The sequence below is a fragment of the Pseudomonas sp. SMV71 genome (genome assembly GCF_052042015.1).
In the GTDB taxonomy this organism is placed as follows: Bacteria; Pseudomonadota; Gammaproteobacteria; order Pseudomonadales; family Pseudomonadaceae; genus Aquipseudomonas.
The window spans coordinates 128,113-144,654 of the sequence record NZ_JBKGGU010000004.1 but is presented as its reverse complement, the minus strand read 5'-3'; the positions used below and the strand labels follow the sequence as shown (position 1 = coordinate 144,654).

At 63.0% G+C, this 16,542-nt stretch carries 11 protein-coding genes and 1 pseudogene; 5 read left to right on the top strand and 7 right to left on the bottom strand.

The genetic code is table 11. The features are described 5' to 3' along the window. Positions 1–210: 210 nt before the first annotated feature. The 6 genes from ACLEJQ_RS05240 to ACLEJQ_RS05215 all read right to left on the bottom strand — a co-directional run bounded on the left by ACLEJQ_RS05240 (position 211) and on the right by ACLEJQ_RS05215 (position 9,769). Entirely contained in the window at positions 211–1,413 is a 1,203-nt protein-coding gene (locus tag ACLEJQ_RS05240; RefSeq protein ID WP_440792823.1) for an efflux RND transporter periplasmic adaptor subunit, read from the bottom strand. 15 nt (positions 1,414–1,428) lie between these two features. Next, entirely contained in the window at positions 1,429–2,898 is a 1,470-nt protein-coding gene (locus ACLEJQ_RS05235; protein ID WP_440792821.1) for an efflux transporter outer membrane subunit, read from the bottom strand. Beyond that, a complete protein-coding gene (locus ACLEJQ_RS05230) occupies positions 2,895–3,368 on the bottom strand; it encodes a MarR family winged helix-turn-helix transcriptional regulator (RefSeq protein WP_245138170.1) in 474 nt (157 codons plus the stop codon). Before ACLEJQ_RS05230 ends, ACLEJQ_RS05235 begins: the two co-directional genes overlap by 4 nt. Before the next feature lie 225 nt (positions 3,369–3,593). Further along, positions 3,594–7,280: a translocation/assembly module TamB domain-containing protein gene (locus tag ACLEJQ_RS05225; RefSeq protein ID WP_440792819.1), complete on the bottom strand. Its 3,687-nt coding sequence runs from the start codon at positions 7,278–7,280 to the stop codon at positions 3,594–3,596. After that, a complete protein-coding gene (locus ACLEJQ_RS05220) occupies positions 7,277–9,004 on the bottom strand; it encodes an autotransporter assembly complex protein TamA (RefSeq protein ID WP_440792817.1) in 1,728 nt (575 codons plus the stop codon). The genes ACLEJQ_RS05225 and ACLEJQ_RS05220 overlap by 4 nt, the downstream gene beginning before the upstream one ends. Positions 9,005–9,118: 114 nt before the next feature. Further along, the gene (locus ACLEJQ_RS05215) at positions 9,119–9,769 is read right to left on the bottom strand and encodes a GNAT family N-acetyltransferase (RefSeq protein WP_440792815.1); all 651 of its coding nucleotides are present in this window, start codon (positions 9,767–9,769) and stop codon (positions 9,119–9,121) included. A gap of 176 nt (positions 9,770–9,945) precedes the next feature. On the opposite strand from ACLEJQ_RS05215, the gene xthA reads away from it, so the two are divergent. The 3 genes from xthA to ACLEJQ_RS05200 all read left to right on the top strand — a co-directional run bounded on the left by xthA (position 9,946) and on the right by ACLEJQ_RS05200 (position 13,254). After that, positions 9,946–10,758, top strand: coding sequence for an exodeoxyribonuclease III (gene xthA / locus ACLEJQ_RS05210; RefSeq protein ID WP_440792813.1), 813 nt, complete (start codon positions 9,946–9,948; stop codon positions 10,756–10,758). Positions 10,759–11,004: 246 nt separating this feature from the next. Continuing rightward, positions 11,005–12,339, top strand: a complete 1,335-nt coding sequence (locus ACLEJQ_RS05205) for a substrate-binding domain-containing protein (RefSeq protein ID WP_440792811.1) — start codon at positions 11,005–11,007, stop codon at positions 12,337–12,339. Positions 12,340–12,927: 588 nt separating this feature from the next. Further along, the gene (locus tag ACLEJQ_RS05200) at positions 12,928–13,254 is read left to right on the top strand and encodes a DUF6124 family protein (RefSeq protein ID WP_440792809.1); all 327 of its coding nucleotides are present in this window, start codon (positions 12,928–12,930) and stop codon (positions 13,252–13,254) included. Between the two features lie 607 nt (positions 13,255–13,861). Here ACLEJQ_RS05200 and ACLEJQ_RS05195 read toward each other — a convergent pair. Then, complete coding sequence (locus ACLEJQ_RS05195; RefSeq protein ID WP_440792807.1) at positions 13,862–15,103, bottom strand: M20/M25/M40 family metallo-hydrolase; 1,242 nt, start codon at positions 15,101–15,103, stop codon at positions 13,862–13,864. 220 nt (positions 15,104–15,323) lie between these two features. Between ACLEJQ_RS05195 and ACLEJQ_RS05190 the strand changes: the two are divergent. Continuing rightward, positions 15,324–15,488: pseudogene (locus tag ACLEJQ_RS05190) on the top strand (flavin-containing monooxygenase); the annotation flags it as partial. A 17-nt stretch (positions 15,489–15,505) separates the two neighbouring features. Further along, entirely contained in the window at positions 15,506–16,435 is a 930-nt protein-coding gene (locus ACLEJQ_RS05185; protein WP_440792805.1) for an alpha/beta fold hydrolase, read from the top strand. Positions 16,436–16,542 lie beyond the last annotated feature (107 nt).

Below are 16,542 nucleotides of genomic sequence, written 5' to 3'. Positions count from 1 at the left end.
TCGTCCAGCTCAAAAACACAAAACCTGTGGGAGCACACAGCAGTTCACTCAAGGCTGTTGGAGTCATGTGGCGAGGGAGCTTGCTCCCGCTGGCTGCGCAGCAGCCCTTTTTTTGTGAGCGCTTCGCACTCAAGCGGGAGCAAGCTCCCTCGCCACAGGTTCAGTGTTTCCTTTGAATGAACTGTGGTGTGGGAGCGAGCCCATGAATGACTAACGCTGTGCAGTCTTGCTGGCGGCAGCGCTGTTCTCATGGATCAGCCGGGTGATCATCGCATCGGCGTCGGCCAGTTGGCGGTCGTAGACCTGGGTGCTGAACGTGGCTTTCTGCGGCGGTTGCTGCGCCAGGACCGGGCCGCTCTGGTCGTGCAGGTCGACGTTGACCTGGGTCGACAGACCGACGCGCAACGGGTGCCGGGCCAGCTCTTCGGCATTGACATGAATGCGCACTGGCACCCGCTGGACGATCTTGATCCAGTTACCGGTAGCGTTCTGCGCCGGCAGCAGCGCGAACGCACTGCCCGTCCCGGCGCCAAGGCTGTCGATGGTGCCGCTGTACTTCACATCGCCACCGTACAAGTCAGCCTCGATGTCCACCGGTTGACCGATGCGCATGTCGCGCAACTGGGTTTCCTTGAAGTTGGCGTCGATCCACAACTGGTCCAGCGGAATCACCGCCATCAACGCCGTGCCCGGCTGCACTCGCTGGCCCAGTTGCACGGTGCGCTTGGCGACGTAACCGGAGACCGGCGCGATCAAGGTGCTACGGGCGTTGGCCAGGTAGGCCTGACGCAATTGCGCGGCGGCCGATTGCACATCCGGATGAGACGACACCACCGTGTCATCGACCAAGGCGCTGGTGGTCTTGAGCTGTTGCCGAGCGTTGGCCAGGGCGTTCTGCGCCGAGGTCAGGTCATCCCGGGCATGGGAGAGTTCTTCCTGGGAAATCGCTCCGCCGGCGGCCAGGTTCTTACGCCGGTTGTAGTTTTCCTGGGCCTTCTGCACTTCGGCCTCCTGGGCATTGACCTGGGCCCGCATGCCGTCGACATTGCTATATAAGCCACGCACCTGGCGCACGGTCCGCGCCAGATTGGCCTGAGCGCTCTGCAGCCCGACTTCGGCGTCGTTCGGATCGAACTGCACCAGCACCTGGCCTTCACGCACCAGGTCGCCGTCGTCTGCGCCGATGCTCACCACGGTGCCGGTAACTTGCGGCGTGATTTCCACCACGTTGCCATTCACATAGGCATCGTCGGTGCTTTCATTCCAGCGGCCATACAATTCATGCCAGCCCCAGACAGCCAGGGCGCCGAGAATGACGATGACCGCCAGCACCAGCAGCATCACCTTGCGCTTGCGCGGGTTGTTGCTGTCCTGCGGGGTTTCGGAAGATTGCGTAGTTTGGGCAGTGGCCATGACAAATACCTCGAATCAGTTGTTCGGCGTGGTGGAGGCCGGCGCGGCCAAAGCCAACGCCTGAGCATCGAAACCGCCGCCAAGGGCCTGCATCAGCTGGATCGACAGATCGATCTGCTCGGCATTCAGGTTCGCCAGTTGGCGCTGGGCCTGGAGCAGTTGCTGCTCGATGCTCAGCACGTCCAGGTAGTTACCGATGCCCGAGCCGTAGCGCTGGACCACGGTGTCGTAGGAACTCTGTGCAATATCAGTGGCGTGCTGCTGGGCGCCGATCTGCCGGGCGATATCACGCAACTGGTTGATGGTGTCGCTGACATCCCCCAACGCCTTGACCAGGCTCTTGTTGTATTGCGCCACCGCCAGGTCGTAATCGGCATCCCGGGCATCCAGGTCGGCGCGCAGGCGTCCGCCATCGAAGATCGGCAGCGAGACCGTCGGCGCCACATTGAAGAAGCGGCTGGCCGAACCGAACATCGCGTCGCCCAGCAACGACTGCACGCCCGCCGCCGCGCTCAGATTGAGGTTGGGGTAGAAGTTGGTCTTGCCGGCTTCGATGTTCTTGCCCGCCGCCTCGACCCGCCAGCGCGCCGCGACCAGGTCCGGACGACGGCCCAACAGCTCCGCCGGCAGGTTCGAGGGCAAGGCCACCGCGCTGGACTTGAGCACATTGGGTCGGGCGATTTCATTGCCACGATCCGGCCCCTTGCCCAGCAATACCGCCAGGGCAATCTTGGCACTCTGCAGGCGTTTTTCCGCATCGATACGGGTGGCGTCGGCGCTGGCTTCCAGGCTTTCGGTCTGCTGGAACTGGTACTCGCTGTCGATCCCGGCGCTGAGGCGGCGCTTGCTCAAGTCGAGCATCTGCCGGGTGCGCTTGAGGTCTTCGGCGGCCAAGTCATAAATAATGTGGGCCTGGCCGAGGTCGCTGTAGGCCCGGGCCACGTCGGCGGCCAGGGTCAATTGCGCGGCCTGGCGGTCGATTTCAGCGGCGCGAGCCTGACCGAGAGCGGCTTCCCAGGCAGCGCGCTGACCACCCCAGAGGTCGAAGTTGTAATTGAGGTCCACGCTCAGCGAACGCAGGGTGCTGTAGGCGCCACCCTGCCCCGCCGGGTCCTGATCGCGGGCCAGCCGCGAACGACTGACGCTGCCGCTGGCATCCAGTGTCGGCATGCGCGCAGCGTTGGCCGCATAGGCGGCGGCGCTGGCCTGATGCACACGGGCGCTGGCGATTTGCATGTCCGGGCTGTCGCGCAGGGCCTCGCGGATCAGACCGTCGAGCTGCGGGTCACCGAGGCTTTTCCACCAGTCGCTTTTCGGCCATGAGGCCGGCGACAGGGTCACGCCGTTCAGTGATTGCCCGACCTTGAGACTCTGGGCTTCGAGGCTGACGCCTTCGGTCTTCAAGCCGCTGTAACTGGCACAACCGGCCAGGCTCATGGCCAGCAGCACCAGGCTCAAGCCACTACGCAAGGTTCTACGCTTCATTTTTCCCCCAGTCGCAGCACGGTGATGGGATCGCCGGCAGCGAGCAGTATTTTCTTGAGAATCTGTTCGAGGGTTTGCAATTCCTCGCGGCTGATGGCGCTGGCCAGTTGGTTCATCGCAGCGGCGCCGATCACCGGCAGGCGATCCGCCAGGGCCTGACCGGCGTCGGTCAACACCAGCAACACTTGCCGACGGTCATCCACCGAGCGCTGACGGGCCAGGAAGCCCTTCTGCTCCAGGCGATCGAGCATCCGGGTCATCGAGCCACTGTCCAAGGACAGGTAGCGACACAACTCGGCCGGGGTGTCGATGCCGTGCTGGGCCATGATGATCAGCACCTTGAACTGCGCGGCGGTGATGCCGACAGGTTCCATGTGGGTGTCGATGATCCGGTCTTTAAGCAGCGCAGCGCGGCCGAGCAGCATGCCGAGATGGCAATTGTGGAATTCGTCTGGGGTGAAATGCTTCATCTGGACACCGTTTGCTGCCTAGGCAGTGAATGTATGTCGAGATATTACTGCTTAGGCAGCGAATGTCAAACAAATAGTTAGGCGGCTACGTATAACCGGACGTGTGGGAGCGAGCCTGCTCGCGATAGCGGTGGATCAGTCGACTCCAATATTGACTGATGTACCGCTATCGCGAGCAGGCTCGCTCCCACAGGGGATTGGCACTGCAAGAGAATTGAGGCGAGATCAAAAATCGCGCTTATAGAAGATATCCAGCGAACTGGCGACGCCGCTGGCGGCTTCGAGGTAGACCTTCTTGCTCAGTTTGTAGCGCAGGGCGATGGTGTTGGCCGGCTCGAACACGCCGACGCCGTAGCGCAGGCTGAGCTTTTCCGAGAGATTGCCGCTGGCGACCACGCTGGTGTCGTTACCGCTGCCCTGAGTGTCGAGCTGGAAGTCCTCGATGCCCAGGTTATTGGCAAGGCTGGTGGTCACGCCTGAACTGCCCATCAAGCCCAGGCCCAACGCTGCCTGGGCGAGCATGTTGTTGTCCTCGCCGGTGGTGCTCAAGGGCCGGCCCAACACCAGGTAGGACAGTGCCTGTTCCTGGCTCATGGCCGGTTCCGAGAAAATCTGGGTAGTGGGCTGTTCGGCGCTGCCGCTCAGGCGAATGCCGGCGATCACATCGTCGGTCTGGCGGATCGCCTCGATATCCAGATAAGGCTGGTCAATCGGCCCCGCGAACAGCAACCGCGCCCGGCGAACCGTCAACCGTTGCCCGTAGGCCCGGTAGCGACCGTCGTTGAGCCAGAGTTCGCCACGGGTGTCCAGGTTGTCGCCGATGTGCACCTGGCCCTGCACGTTGGCGGTCAGCCCGAACCCGGAGAACGCGAGTTTTTCCTGGCCGACGATCACGTCAATGTCCATCGCCATGGCGATCGGGGCCTTGCCCTCTTCGGTCTGGTGACCAACGATCACCGTGTCGTCCGAAACCTTGACCGTGGACGGCGGCAGCTCGCGGATGGTGATTTCGCCCTTGGGCACCAGGACCTTGCCGGCAATCGACAGCCGCTCGCCGTGCAATGTGATATCGAGGTCCGGCGCCATTTCCAGTTGTGCATAAGGCTCGACATTGACCGGCAACTGCGCGCCCTTGAGCGCCAGGTTCAGGCTCAAGGCTTCGCCCCAACCGATGTCACCATTCAGGCTACCCTGCCCGCTCTTGCCACTTCTCCAGTTGCCGTCCACGCGCACCGATTCGCCGGCAATCATCGCCCGCAGTTGCAAGGCTTCGAGGCTGACCGGCAGTTCCGGGCCGGACACTTCGCCATCGCTGAGTGTCAGGTTGCCGTTGACCTGGGGCGCGAGCAAACCGCCGGACAAAGTACCGCTGCCGTTCAGATGCCCAGTGACGGTTTCCACCATCGGCACGAACGGTCGGGCCACGGACAGGTCCAGGCCGGTCAGGCGGAACGAGCCGCTGAGGGGTTTGCTGGCGGGCAACGGGTTGATCTGCGCCTGGAGCATCAGCTCGCCAAGCCGGGCGCCGACGAAATTCAGCTCGGTGTCGATGCGCTTGGGGGTCAGACGGCTGTCCAGTTTCAGGGTCTGGTAGGGGAAGTCCAGCCATTGCCCGTCGGCGCGGTCCTTGTCGCGGATGCGCAGCGTGCCGCCGCTGGCGTCCACCTGCACGCGACCGTTCGGGCCGCTGGCCGGCAGGTCCAGTTGCAGGTCGGCGTTAAGCTGGCCGCGCCAGGCAAAATCCTTGGGCATCCACTGGGCGAGGCTTTCGATAGGGAACTGCTTGAGGTGATAACGCAGCTTCGGCTCCGGCATCAAGCGCTGGTCTTCGCCGCACAGGCTGGCCTGGCCGGAACGCCAGCAATGGGCACCGAAATTGAGGGTGCCGTCCGCCAGGCGTTCCAGTTTCGCCGGGGCTTGCAGGCGCCAGGCCTGGCCGCCGGCCTGGATATCGCCCCCTTGCAGACGCCCGCGCCAGTTGCCTTGGTCGAGGGCGCCAGCGAACGCCAGGGTCGTGTCGAGCTGCGGCCCTTGCAGATCCAGGTTGAGTTGCTGTTGCTTGATGTCGCCCTGGCCGCTGACGGTCAGTACGCCCAGGGACGTTTCGCCGACGTTGATGCCGCCGGCCTTGAGATCGACCTTGCCCCGTTGCGCGCTGTCGAGGGTTGCGCCGAGGTTCAGGCTTTGCAGACGGTTATCCCGGAATGCCAGTTGCGTGCCTTGCAAACCGAGCTTGCCTTGCGGCGCCTTGAGTGTCCCGGCCATGTCGACCCGACCCACGACCTGACCACGCAATTGCGGCCAGAGCTGGGCCAGACGCGACAGCTTGATGTCGAGCTGGCCGCTGAGCTTCTGTTGCAAGCTGGCGCTGCCGTTGATGCGGTTGTCCCCCAGGCGGATGTCCAGCGCGCTGAGGTTCCACTGCTCGCCCGCGCCGCTGGCCTTGGCCTGGAACAGCGCCGGCTGGCCGCGCAGCTTGCCCTTGAGGTCCAGGTCGGCGTCGAGCGCAAGGTTGCCGTTGTTCATCGATCCTTTACTGCGCAACGGTCCGGCCAGGGTGCCAGGGAGTTCACCGAGCCAGTACGCCGGGTTGATAGCTGACAGTTCCAGCGCCGTGTCCCAGCCGATGCCGTCGGAAAACTGCACGTCCAGGTGCCCTTCGGCCTTGCCCTGCCCCGCTGAAAGCTCGAGTTGCGGCAGGTGGATTTGCGCAAGATCGCCGCTGAACGGGCTGCCCAGCTCGAAAGCCCCGGCGGGTCCGTCCAGCGACGCCTGGAAATTGCCCAGGTACTTGCCATCGGTGTACGAGACTTCGCCGTTGAAGCGGCGCAGTGTCACTTGCGGTTCGTCGATCAACGGGTAGAGGCGATGCCAGGGAAAATCCAGCCAGGCGACTTTCGCGTCGGCGCTCAGGCCTTCGCGCCAGTCCAGTTGGCCGGTGAGTTTCAGGCTTTGCTGGTCGCCGGCCTCCAGGTCCAGCGCGGCGATCTGTGCGCCATTGGCGTCGACCCTGCCTTGCAGTCGCAACGCCACCGGGCCTTTCTCGGCGGGCAACTTTGCGTTGCCGAGTAGCTGATAGCCGTTTTTCAGATCGCCTTCACCGGTCAACTCCAGTTGGTTGAGCAACAGCGTGTCCGGCAGATCGGCGCTGGCCCGGAAGCCATCGGCGGTGATGCGCACCTTGGCCGGCAGGTGCTCGGCCAACGGTTGCAGTTCGCCGATCAGGTGCCCTTGCAGGTAGCCGCTGCTGTCAGCGCTGAGGTTGAGGGTCTTGAGCAGATCACCGTCGACTTTCAGCGCCAGAGCCCATGGCGTGGCGCCTGGCGCCGGCAAGGTCAATCGGCCTTCGGCTTTCAGCGGCCAATCGCCGCCGGGCTTCAGCAGACCGGACAGCTTCAGGCTCAGCTCGTCACGCTGCAACTGCACCGCGTCGATCAACATACCCTCTGCGGTCCAGTGTGCCGCCAGTTGCAGGCCCTTGAGCTGCTCGCTGCCGTTGAACAGCAGACTGCCGACTTGCACGTCGCCCAGCTCAATGGCGACCGGCAGGTCCAGGTCCGGCAAGGTGAGCGGGCCATCGCTCGGCGCATCGCTGGACGGCGCAAATTGCAGGCTGACGGTGGCGGCCTTGAGTTGCTCGATGCACAAGGTCATGCGCATCAGGCAAGTCGGCGACCAGGCGAAGATCACCTCCTCGGCCTCCACCCGGCCGCTGTCCTGCTGCCATAGCAGATGATCGGCGCTCCATTGCCCAGCCAGCCGCCCCTGGAAATTCTCCAGGGTCAGCCCCGGCACCCGGCCCAGGGCCCAACGGCTGCCAGATGCAGTGCCGAGCACCAGACTCAACGCGAGCACGATCACCACCAGCAACCCGACGAGTGCCAGCAGCGTTCTCTTCAAACCACGACTCACAGCTCGGGCCCCATGGAAAAGTGCAATCGAATGCCGCCCTCTTCATCCAGCGCGTGGGCCAGGTCGAGACGGATCGGCCCTACCGGTGATACCCAACGCACCCCGACGCCGACGCCGGTCTTCAGGCTCGGCAGTTCGAGGTCGTTAAAGGAATTGCCTTGGTCGACAAAGGTCGCCACTCGCCATTTCTCCGCGACCGAATATTGATATTCCAGGCTGCCCGCGACCATGTAGCGGCCACCGATCCGGTCGCCTTCGGAGTTCTCCGGCGACAGGCTCTGGTAGTCATACCCGCGCACGCTCTGGTCGCCACCGGCGAAAAAGCGCAGGGACGGCGGGATGGACTTGTAACCGTTGGTGGCGCTGCCGCCGACCTGGGCCCGAGCCAGAAAGCGATGCTTGTCGAACACCGTGGTCAAGCCCTTGACCATGGCGGTGCCGTAGACCAGGTTGTTGTCCGACCCCAACCCTTCCTTGGCGACCTTGGTGTCGAACTGCAGGCGATAACCGTTGTGTGGATCGATGCGGTTGTCGCTGCGCAGGTAGGAGTAGCTGACGCCGGGCATCAGCAGCGTGCTCAGGCCCGAATCGTCGCCGAGGCGATACTCCTCGCGCTGCCACTTGAGCGACACCACCCGTTGCCAGCCACTGGGTAGCTTGCTGTGCCATTCCGGGCCGACGGTCAGCAGTTTACTGAGGGTGTCGGTGCCGGCCAGTTCTTCGTATTGATAGCCGCCGGCGTAGCGCAGCTTGTCGGTCAGCGGTGGGTCCAGCGGCACGTCATACCATAGCCCGACGTTCTGCCGGGGCGCCGAGACTTCCGCTTCCCAACCATAACTGTGTCCCTGAGGGTTGACCCAGTGCCGGGTCCAGTTGGCCTTGGCCCGCGGCCCGACGTCGGTGGAAAAGCCCAGGCCCAGGCCCATGGTGCGCGGCTTGCGGGTGTCGAGCTTGACCGCCACCGGGATCACGTTATCGGTGGCGGCGGTGGGCGCTGCGTCCACCCGCACGCCCTCGAAATAGCCACTCGACTGCAGCGCCTGGTTCAGTTCGGCAATGAGCTCGGAGTCGTAGGCCGTGCCGGCCTTGAACGGCACCATGCGCTGGAGCAGGTCCTCATCGAACGGCGTGTCACCCTCAAAATTCACCGGGCCCAGGGCATAGCGCGGGCCGCTGTCGTAGATCAACTCGATGTCGGCAACGCCCGCCCTGGGATCCACCAACAATTTCTGACTGCTAAAGCGCCCACTGAAAAAACCGTAGCGCGACGCCTGGTTCTGGATCTGGCGCTTGGCATCTTCATAGCGCCCGTGGTTGAGCACCGCGCCGGGCTTGAGGCCGGCGTCGGAGGGCAGGCGAAACGCCTTGAGAGACGCCGCCGGGCCGTCGATACGCAAGGTGACGTTGCGCAGATGCACGGGCTCGCCGGGATCGATGCTCAGGATCAGGCGCGGGGTCTTGCCGCCCTTGACCTCACTGTCGATCTGCGGCTGGTAGTAGCCCAGCGCCTGGGCGGCTTTGCGCGCCTGCTCCTCGGCGCCGCGACTGAAGCGCAGCAAGGCCTCTTCGTCACGATCGCCCAGGCCGCCGATGTAACCTTCTACGTTGGCCTTGAGGGCATCATTGGACGGTTTGACGCGTACATCCAATTCACTTTGTGCCAGCGCCGCGCAGCTGAGGGACAGCAAAAGCGCGCCACTGGTCATTCGTCCTGGGAGTTTCATGGCGCGGATGCTATCACGAGCGTAGGTGCCTGATAGAGCCGGACCTTTCCCAAAAGTTCGTCCGACTAGTGGCCTGTACTGTTAATTGAGTGCACGAATCAGCCACACAGGCCACTAGGCCGTTGCGCTGTGCAGAACCTGCGGGTTGGCATGAAAGAACACGTGCTCGCGGATCGGCCCCACCGCGATCTCGCCGATTTCCTCGTAGCCCTGGCGCTTATAGAACTCCAGGTAACGCGGGTTGCCCGTGTCGAGCACCACGCCTTGGGAGTGTTCATCCACAGCACACCAATTGTGCACGGCGGCCAGCAACTGTTCGCCGAAATGCTGCCCCTGGAACTGCGGATGAACCCCCAGCAACGGCAGTACATGCACCGAGTCCGAGGGCAGGCAGGCCGTCACCGCCGCGTGGTATTCCAAGTAGCGCCGGGTGCAGCGAAACCCGGTGCTCAGCACCATGCGCAGGCGCCAGGCCCAGCTTTCGGTAATGCCCAGGCGGCGCTGGGGTGGCGCGATCAGGGCGATGCCGATCAGGCGGTCGTTGACCAGCAACCCGATGGCCGGCAACTCCTGGAGAAAATGCTGCTTGACCAATTCCCGCACCGTGGCCCGTACCCGCTGTTCGTAACCGGGGCGCTCGGACTCGAACAGGAAGCTGAAGGTCGGCTCATGGCGATACGCCTGGTACAGCAACGAACGGGCTTCGCGGGAATAACCGCTGTCGAGCATATGGATATCGGCGATGGCGGTGGCGCTTTCAGGCATGGCGGGAGATCTCCTGGGCGAGGCTCGTTGAGGCCCTGCTCTTATTGACTACGAACCCGATGGATTTGTGATCGTTCCTACAAGCAAAGGACATTAGCAGCGCATTTGTCCTACTGCCACGCTGGCTCACATCCTACATGTCAGCTAGCATCGCAGTTTTGCCAGGACAGCCGACCATGAAGATCGTTTCCTTCAACATCAACGGGCTGCGCGCCCGTCCCCATCAGCTGGCGGCGCTGATCGAAAAGCACCAGCCGGACGTGATCGGCCTGCAGGAAACCAAGGTCCACGACGAACAGTTCCCCCTGGCCGAGGTGCAGGCCCTGGGCTACCACGTGCATTACCACGGGCAAAAAGGCCACTACGGCGTCGCCCTGCTCTCGCGCCAGGCGCCATTGAGCGTGTACAAAGGCTTCGAAAGTGATGACGAAGACGCCCAGCGACGCTTCATCTGGGGCACCTTCGCCGACGCCAACGGCGTGCCGGTGACCATCATGAACGGCTATTTCCCTCAGGGGGAAAGTCGCGACCACCCGACCAAATTCCCGGCCAAGGAGCGTTTCTACAGCGATTTGCAGCAGTTGCTGGAAAGCCGCTTCAGCAACGACCAGCCGTTGGTGGTGATGGGCGACGTGAACATTTCCCCGCAAGACTGCGACATCGGCATCGGCCCGGATAACATGAAACGCTGGTTGAAAACCGGCAAATGCAGCTTCCTGCCCGAAGAACGCGAATGGATGGCCCGCCTGAAAAACTGGGGTCTGGTGGACAGCTTCCGCCACCTCAACCCGGACGTCACCGACCGCTTCAGCTGGTTCGACTACCGCAGTCGCGGTTTCGAGGACGAACCCAAGCGCGGCCTGCGCATCGACCTGATCCTCACCTCCCATGGCCTGCTGCCACGGGTCAAGGATGCCGGCGTCGACTATGAACTGCGCGGCATGGAAAAACCCTCGGACCATGCACCGATCTGGGTGGAACTGGCCTGAGCGGTATACAAAACCCTGTGGGAGCAAGGCAGCCGCTCAATAGCTTCCACCACAGAGCCACTGTGGGAGCGAGCCTGCTCGCGATAGCGGTATAAAGCGCACCTTGATGTTGAATGTGCCGCCTCAATCGCGAGCAGGCTCGCTCCCACAAGGGCTCCGGCTGAACATCGGTAGCACCGCTGTCATCTATCCGTCACCTGACTGACTTAATCTTCCGGCACCTCCCTGGCTTCAAAAGGTACCGGCATGCGGCTGTGCGTTGGTTTATTCATCGGCCTCTGGCTGCCCCTCGCCGCCTGGGCCGGCGCGCTGCCCCTGCCCGAACAGGGTCCGGCGCTGCGCCTGCAAGGTTCCAACACCATCGGCGCGGCGCTGGGCCCGGCCCTGGTCCGGGGCTTGATGGAAGAGCAAGGCCTGCTGCGGGTAAGCGCCGAAATCACCGGTCGCGACAACGAGCAGCGGATCGTAGGCCAAACGGCCGATGGCCGGCGGGTCATGATCGACATCGCGGCCCACGGCTCCAGCACCGGGTTCGCCGCGCTCAAACAGGAGAGCGCCGACCTCGCGGCTTCTTCCCGGCCGATCAAGGACAGCGAGCTGAAGGACCTGTCGTCCCTCGGTGACCTGAAAAGTCCCACCGCCGAACAGGTCATCGCCATCGATGGCCTGGCAATCATTCTTCATCCACAAAACCCGTTGCGTCAGCTCGACACCCTGCAACTGGCGCGGATCTTCAGCGGCGAGGCGAAAACCTGGGAAGCCGTGGGTGGCGTCGGCGGGCCGATTCATCTTTATGCCCGTGACGAACAGTCCGGCACCTACGACACCTTCAAGGAACTGGTACTCAACCGACAGGGCAAACGGCTGGATCCTACAGCCCGGCGCTTCGAATCCAGCGAACAGTTGTCCGACGCTGTCAGCCAGGATCCGCAAGGCATCGGTTTCATCGGCTTGCCCTACGTGCGCCAAGCCAAGGCCCTGGCGATTGTCGACGGCGATTCCCAACCCATGTTGCCGCTGAACAACCTGATCGCCACCGAGGACTATCCCCTGTCCCGCCGGCTATTCTTCTATTTACCTCCGCAGAACACCAACCCATGGGCCGAAGCGCTGGTGGCGTTTACCCAGAGCGACAAAGGCCAGTCCATCGTCGCGGCCAACGGCTTTATCGCCCAGACCGTCCAGGCCATGGCCGTCACGCCGAATCCGCTGATGCCCGAGGGCTACCAGGCCCTGAGCCGCCGGGCCCAGCGCCTGAACGTGAACTTCCGCTTCGCCGAAGGCAGCGCCAGCCTGGACAACAAAGCCCATCAAGACCTGAGCCGGGTGCTCGACTACCTCAAGCAACACGCCAAGACCGACCGCCGAGTGACGCTGGTGGGCTTCGGCGACGCCAAGGACGACCCCACCCGGGCGGACCTGCTGTCGAAACTACGAGCCATGGCGGTGCGGCGTGAGCTGGTCAAATACGGCGTGACCCTACGGGAAGTACGCGGCTTCGGCGCCCTGATGCCGGTGGCCACCAACAGCGAGGATGAAGGCCGGGTGAGAAATCGGCGGGTGGAGGTTTGGGTGTACTGAGTCGGCTTGATCAACGCCGCCCCCCGTGGCGAGGGAGCTTGCTCCCGCTCGACGGCGCAGCCGGCGCAGAACCGGCTGGCGCGGTCTTTCTGAAAGATTGAGTTATCGGGATGTTTCCAGATCTGATATCCGGCACAGATCCCTGTGGGAGCGAGTGTTCTGCAGTCCTGTGTCCAGCCTTTTTGGGGCTGCTTCGCCCGAGGCGTCGGACCGTCCCAGCGGGAGCAAGCTCCCTCGTCACAAGGGCCTTTTGTTCATCCGACTTGCCCCGGCGTAGGACCAAACCGCCTCACCTTGCGCCATTGCCTACAACTACGCCAGAATCCGCCGGCTTGTGCGCCTTGGGCCTGGGTTTTATCGTTTTCTGGTCACTGATGAATCAGTGATCGGGTTTGGTAGCCCGGGCTTTCGGTGCATAGCGTCACCCCTCGCAAGTGCATTACGCACTTCGTGTTCTGGTGGCCATGCGCAGGGTCTCTTCGGAGACGCCGGCTCCGATGCCCGGTCTACCAACCTTCGTATGGCCGCCACCCTTCGTTTGGTAGCGAAAGATGATGGCTCCCTTTTTAATGCATCGGAGATTCACCCATGATCAAACCAACACCCAACCCACCCAACACCGATCCAAACACACCAGAACTCGACCAGGCCGCCAAGCGCACGATCGACGCCTACCTCAAGCACACTGAACCGGCAACTGACCCAGCCCAGCTATTTACCGTCGTCGACGGCATCGGCACCGAATGCCTGCTGGTCAACCTCAACGAAACCCTGAACTCGGCCAGTGCCATGATCGACGACCTGACATTTGACCTGGAGGGTTCCAGGCGACATGTGATGTTGGGTATCCAGCAGTTGATCGAGCTCAGTAGCTTGCTGGCGAATCGGGCGTTGGATAACGTCGATCCGCGTTAGTCCACACCACATCCAACCCTTGTGGGAGCGGGCTTGCTCGCGAAGGCAGGCTGTCAGTCAATCAAGAGTTGACTGACACGCCGTCATCGCGAGCAGGCTCGCTCCCACAGGGGCTCTCGGGTGTTCTGCAATCCGGTGCCCAGCCATTTGGGGCTGCTTCGCCCGAGGCGTCGGACCGCCCCAGCGGGAGCAAGCTCCCTCGCCACAAAAGCGTCCCGGTCAACCTGGGTCTGCGCGATACCGACGCTCAAGGTATAGCGCCACCATCACCGCGCCCGGCACAAAACCCGTGGCGAGGGAGCTTGCTCCCGCTCGACGGCGCAAAACCGGCTGGCGCGGTCTTTCTGAAAGATTGAGTTATCCGGGATGTTTCCAGATTTGATGTCCGGCACAGATCCCTGTGGGAGCGAGCCTGCTCGCGATGATGGCGGCATGTTCAACTCCCCTGCAAGCTGATCCACCGCTATCGCGAGCAGGCTCGCTCCCACAGTTTTTCGTGTCAGGCAATCCTGTGTTCAGCCTTTTGGGGCTGCTTCGCCCGAAGCGTCGGACCGTCCCAGCGGGAGCAAGCTCCCTCGCCACAGGGGCCCGCGCTACATTCACGGAGCTATTGTGGCTTCGCCAACTCCATGATCATCCGCGACAACAGATAAATCCTCGGCACCACGCTCTCCACCTCGGCATATTCCTCGGGCGTATGGATATTGCCGCCAACGATGCCAAAGCCATCCAGGGTCGGCGTGCCGACGCCGGCAGACAGGCTGGCGTCCGCGGCGCCGCCGCTGCCTTCTTCGGTGAGTTTGCGCCCCAGTTCGCCATAGATGCCTTGAGCCATCGCCATCAGGCGATCCGACTCCGCGGTCTGCGGCATCGGCGGCAGGCCGCGCTTGAGGCTGGTGGTGACTTCGGTGTCGGCGATCAGTTTGTCCTGGGAAACCCGGGCCAGGTCTTTCTCGATGCGGTCGAACTCCTCCGGCACCGCCGCCCGCACGTCGGCCTTGGCGCTGGCCTTGTCAGGGATCACGTTGGTCCGGTCGCCGGCATTGAGCACCGTAAAGTTGATGGTGGTTTTCTTCTCGGCGTCGCCCAGCTTGCCGAGCTGGAGAATCTGGTGCGCCGCCTCCATCGCTGCATTGCGCCCCAGTTCCGGCGCGACGCCGGCGTGGGAGGCCTTGCCCTTGACCTCGACCAACGCCGTGGCGCTGCCCTTGCGCCACACCACCAGGCCATCGGCTGGGCGACCCGGTTCGAGGTTGAGGGTCACGTCGTGGGCCTTGGCGGTTTTCTTGATCAGGTCGGTGGCCGCGTCCGAACCGGTCTCTTCGCTGGCGTCGAGCAAGAAGGTGATCTGCCCATAGTCCTTGAAGCCGACGTTCTTCAGCACTTTCAGCGCATAGATCCCGGCGACGATGCCGCCCTTGTCATCCATCACCCCCGGCCCATAGGCGCGGCCATCCTTGATGTGAAAGGGTCGCTCGGCCGCCGAGCCTTCCTTGAACACGGTATCCATGTGCGCCATCAACAGGATTTTCGCCTTACCGGAGCCCTTGAGCGTCGCCAGGACGTGCTGCGTGCCATCGGAGTTGGGCACTTTTTCGATGCTGAAGCCGAGCGTCTTCAATTCATCGATGGCGATGTCACCCACTTGAGTCAGCCCCGGCACGTAGCCGGAGCCGGAGTCGATATTTACCAGCCGTTCCAGCAGCTTCAGGGCCTCGCCTTTGTACTGTTCGGCATCGCTCAGCACCTGCTGGTGAGGCTGCGCAAAGACAACGGGAGCAAAGGCGCCAAGGGCCAGGCTCAAGCCCAGGCTGACGGCCAGACGGGAGCGAAGAGCAGTAATCGTCATGATTTCATCCTTGTTCCGTAGCGAAAGAGTGCCCAGGCACCCTACCTGACTATGCCCCAAGGCTCTAGACCGCAGCTGTCGATCAGCAAAATTGCCAGCGCTGATGAGCCGGTATTTATTCTTTGCAATAGCTGAGTCTTCGCCGATTCTTGGCTATACATGACAAGAGCAACGGTAAACCATCCATAGAGGAGGCCCTGTGGCCGAGCAGCGTTACGCCGCAGCGATCCACCGGGAAATGCAGCGCACGATGCGGAAATCCGGCGGCTGTCACAGCTGGTATCAAAGCAGGAGCGGCCATGTGATCGCGATATTCTAAGGTTTCAGCTTCACTTATCACTATCTGACCCGTCGGCTCCGGCTGGCGGGCCACATCCTGTCGTGACCCATGGAGGGCAGAACATGCTGGTGTTGTGGGTAGTCCTTGCCGTGTTCATTGCCTGGAGCTGGTTGACGTACCCGGGCATCGGTCATGTGCTGTATGACTTGAGCATGGCCCTGGAGGCACGCCTCTACCGGTTGCATAAAGTCACCGTGCCCATCAGCGAGATGACGGTCTCGACCTGGCAAGGCGGACCTTATGAAGCCTCGGGCAGCATCCTGATGCTGCACGGCTACAGCGCCGACAAAAATCTGTGGTTGCGCTTTGCCCGGTATTTCGTGGGTGATTATCGGGTGGTGATTCCCGATCTTGCCGGCCATGGCGAAACCGGCTTCAAGGCTGGCGGCGGCTACGACATCCCGACCCAGGCCCGGCGGGTCATCGAGCTGCTCGATGCTTGTGGTCTGGACAAGGTCCATGTGATTGGCAACTCCATGGGCGGTTACCTGGCGGCGTGGCTGGCCGCCACCTCACCGGAACGGGTACTGACCCTGGCCCTGGTCGACCCGGCAGGCGTCACCGCACCCGAGCCCAGCGACATGGAACGCCATCTGGCCGCCGGGCATAACCCGTTCCTGGTGAACTCGCGGGATGAGTTCGCCCCCTTCTATGCCATGACCATGGCCTCGCCGCCTTGGGTGCCGAGCGTGGTGCTGGCGGCCCTGGCCGAGCGCTACGAGCAACGGCGGGAGGAGCTGGCCGAGATCTTCGTCGACTTTCGCGCCAGCCCGCCCATGGAACCGCGCCTGCCAGACATCCGCGCCCCGTCGCTGTTGCTCTGGGGCCGCAAGGACCGCTTGATCGACGTCAGCAGCGTGCCGGTGTGGAGCAAGGGCATCACCGACTTGCGGGTGGAGATCTGGGACGGCGTCGGGCACATGCCGATGGTGGAAAAGCCGGGAAAGACTGCGGCGTTGTACCGCGAGTTTCTGAAAGGATTAGGGCAGTGACCAGTCGAACAAGGCCACCGTGGCGAGGGAGCTTGCTCCCGCTGGGGCGCGCAGCGGCCCTTTTCCGGGGATGCTTCGCCCGAGGCGCCGGGCCGTCCCAGCGGGAG

Coding starts and splice junctions, on each gene's coding strand:
- ACLEJQ_RS05240 (WP_440792823.1), bottom strand. CDS start 1,413: ATGGCCACTGCCCAAACTACGCAATCTTCCGAAACCCCGCAGGACAGC.
- xthA (WP_440792813.1), top strand. CDS start 9,946: ATGAAGATCGTTTCCTTCAACATCAACGGGCTGCGCGCCCGTCCCCAT.
- ACLEJQ_RS05195 (WP_440792807.1), bottom strand. CDS start 15,103: ATGACGATTACTGCTCTTCGCTCCCGTCTGGCCGTCAGCCTGGGCTTG.
- ACLEJQ_RS05185 (WP_440792805.1), top strand. CDS start 15,506: ATGCTGGTGTTGTGGGTAGTCCTTGCCGTGTTCATTGCCTGGAGCTGG.
- ACLEJQ_RS05235 (WP_440792821.1), bottom strand. CDS start 2,898: ATGAAGCGTAGAACCTTGCGTAGTGGCTTGAGCCTGGTGCTGCTGGCC.
- ACLEJQ_RS05200 (WP_440792809.1), top strand. CDS start 12,928: ATGATCAAACCAACACCCAACCCACCCAACACCGATCCAAACACACCA.
- ACLEJQ_RS05220 (WP_440792817.1), bottom strand. CDS start 9,004: ATGAAACTCCCAGGACGAATGACCAGTGGCGCGCTTTTGCTGTCCCTC.
- ACLEJQ_RS05215 (WP_440792815.1), bottom strand. CDS start 9,769: ATGCCTGAAAGCGCCACCGCCATCGCCGATATCCATATGCTCGACAGC.
- ACLEJQ_RS05205 (WP_440792811.1), top strand. CDS start 11,005: ATGCGGCTGTGCGTTGGTTTATTCATCGGCCTCTGGCTGCCCCTCGCC.
- ACLEJQ_RS05230 (WP_245138170.1), bottom strand. CDS start 3,368: ATGAAGCATTTCACCCCAGACGAATTCCACAATTGCCATCTCGGCATG.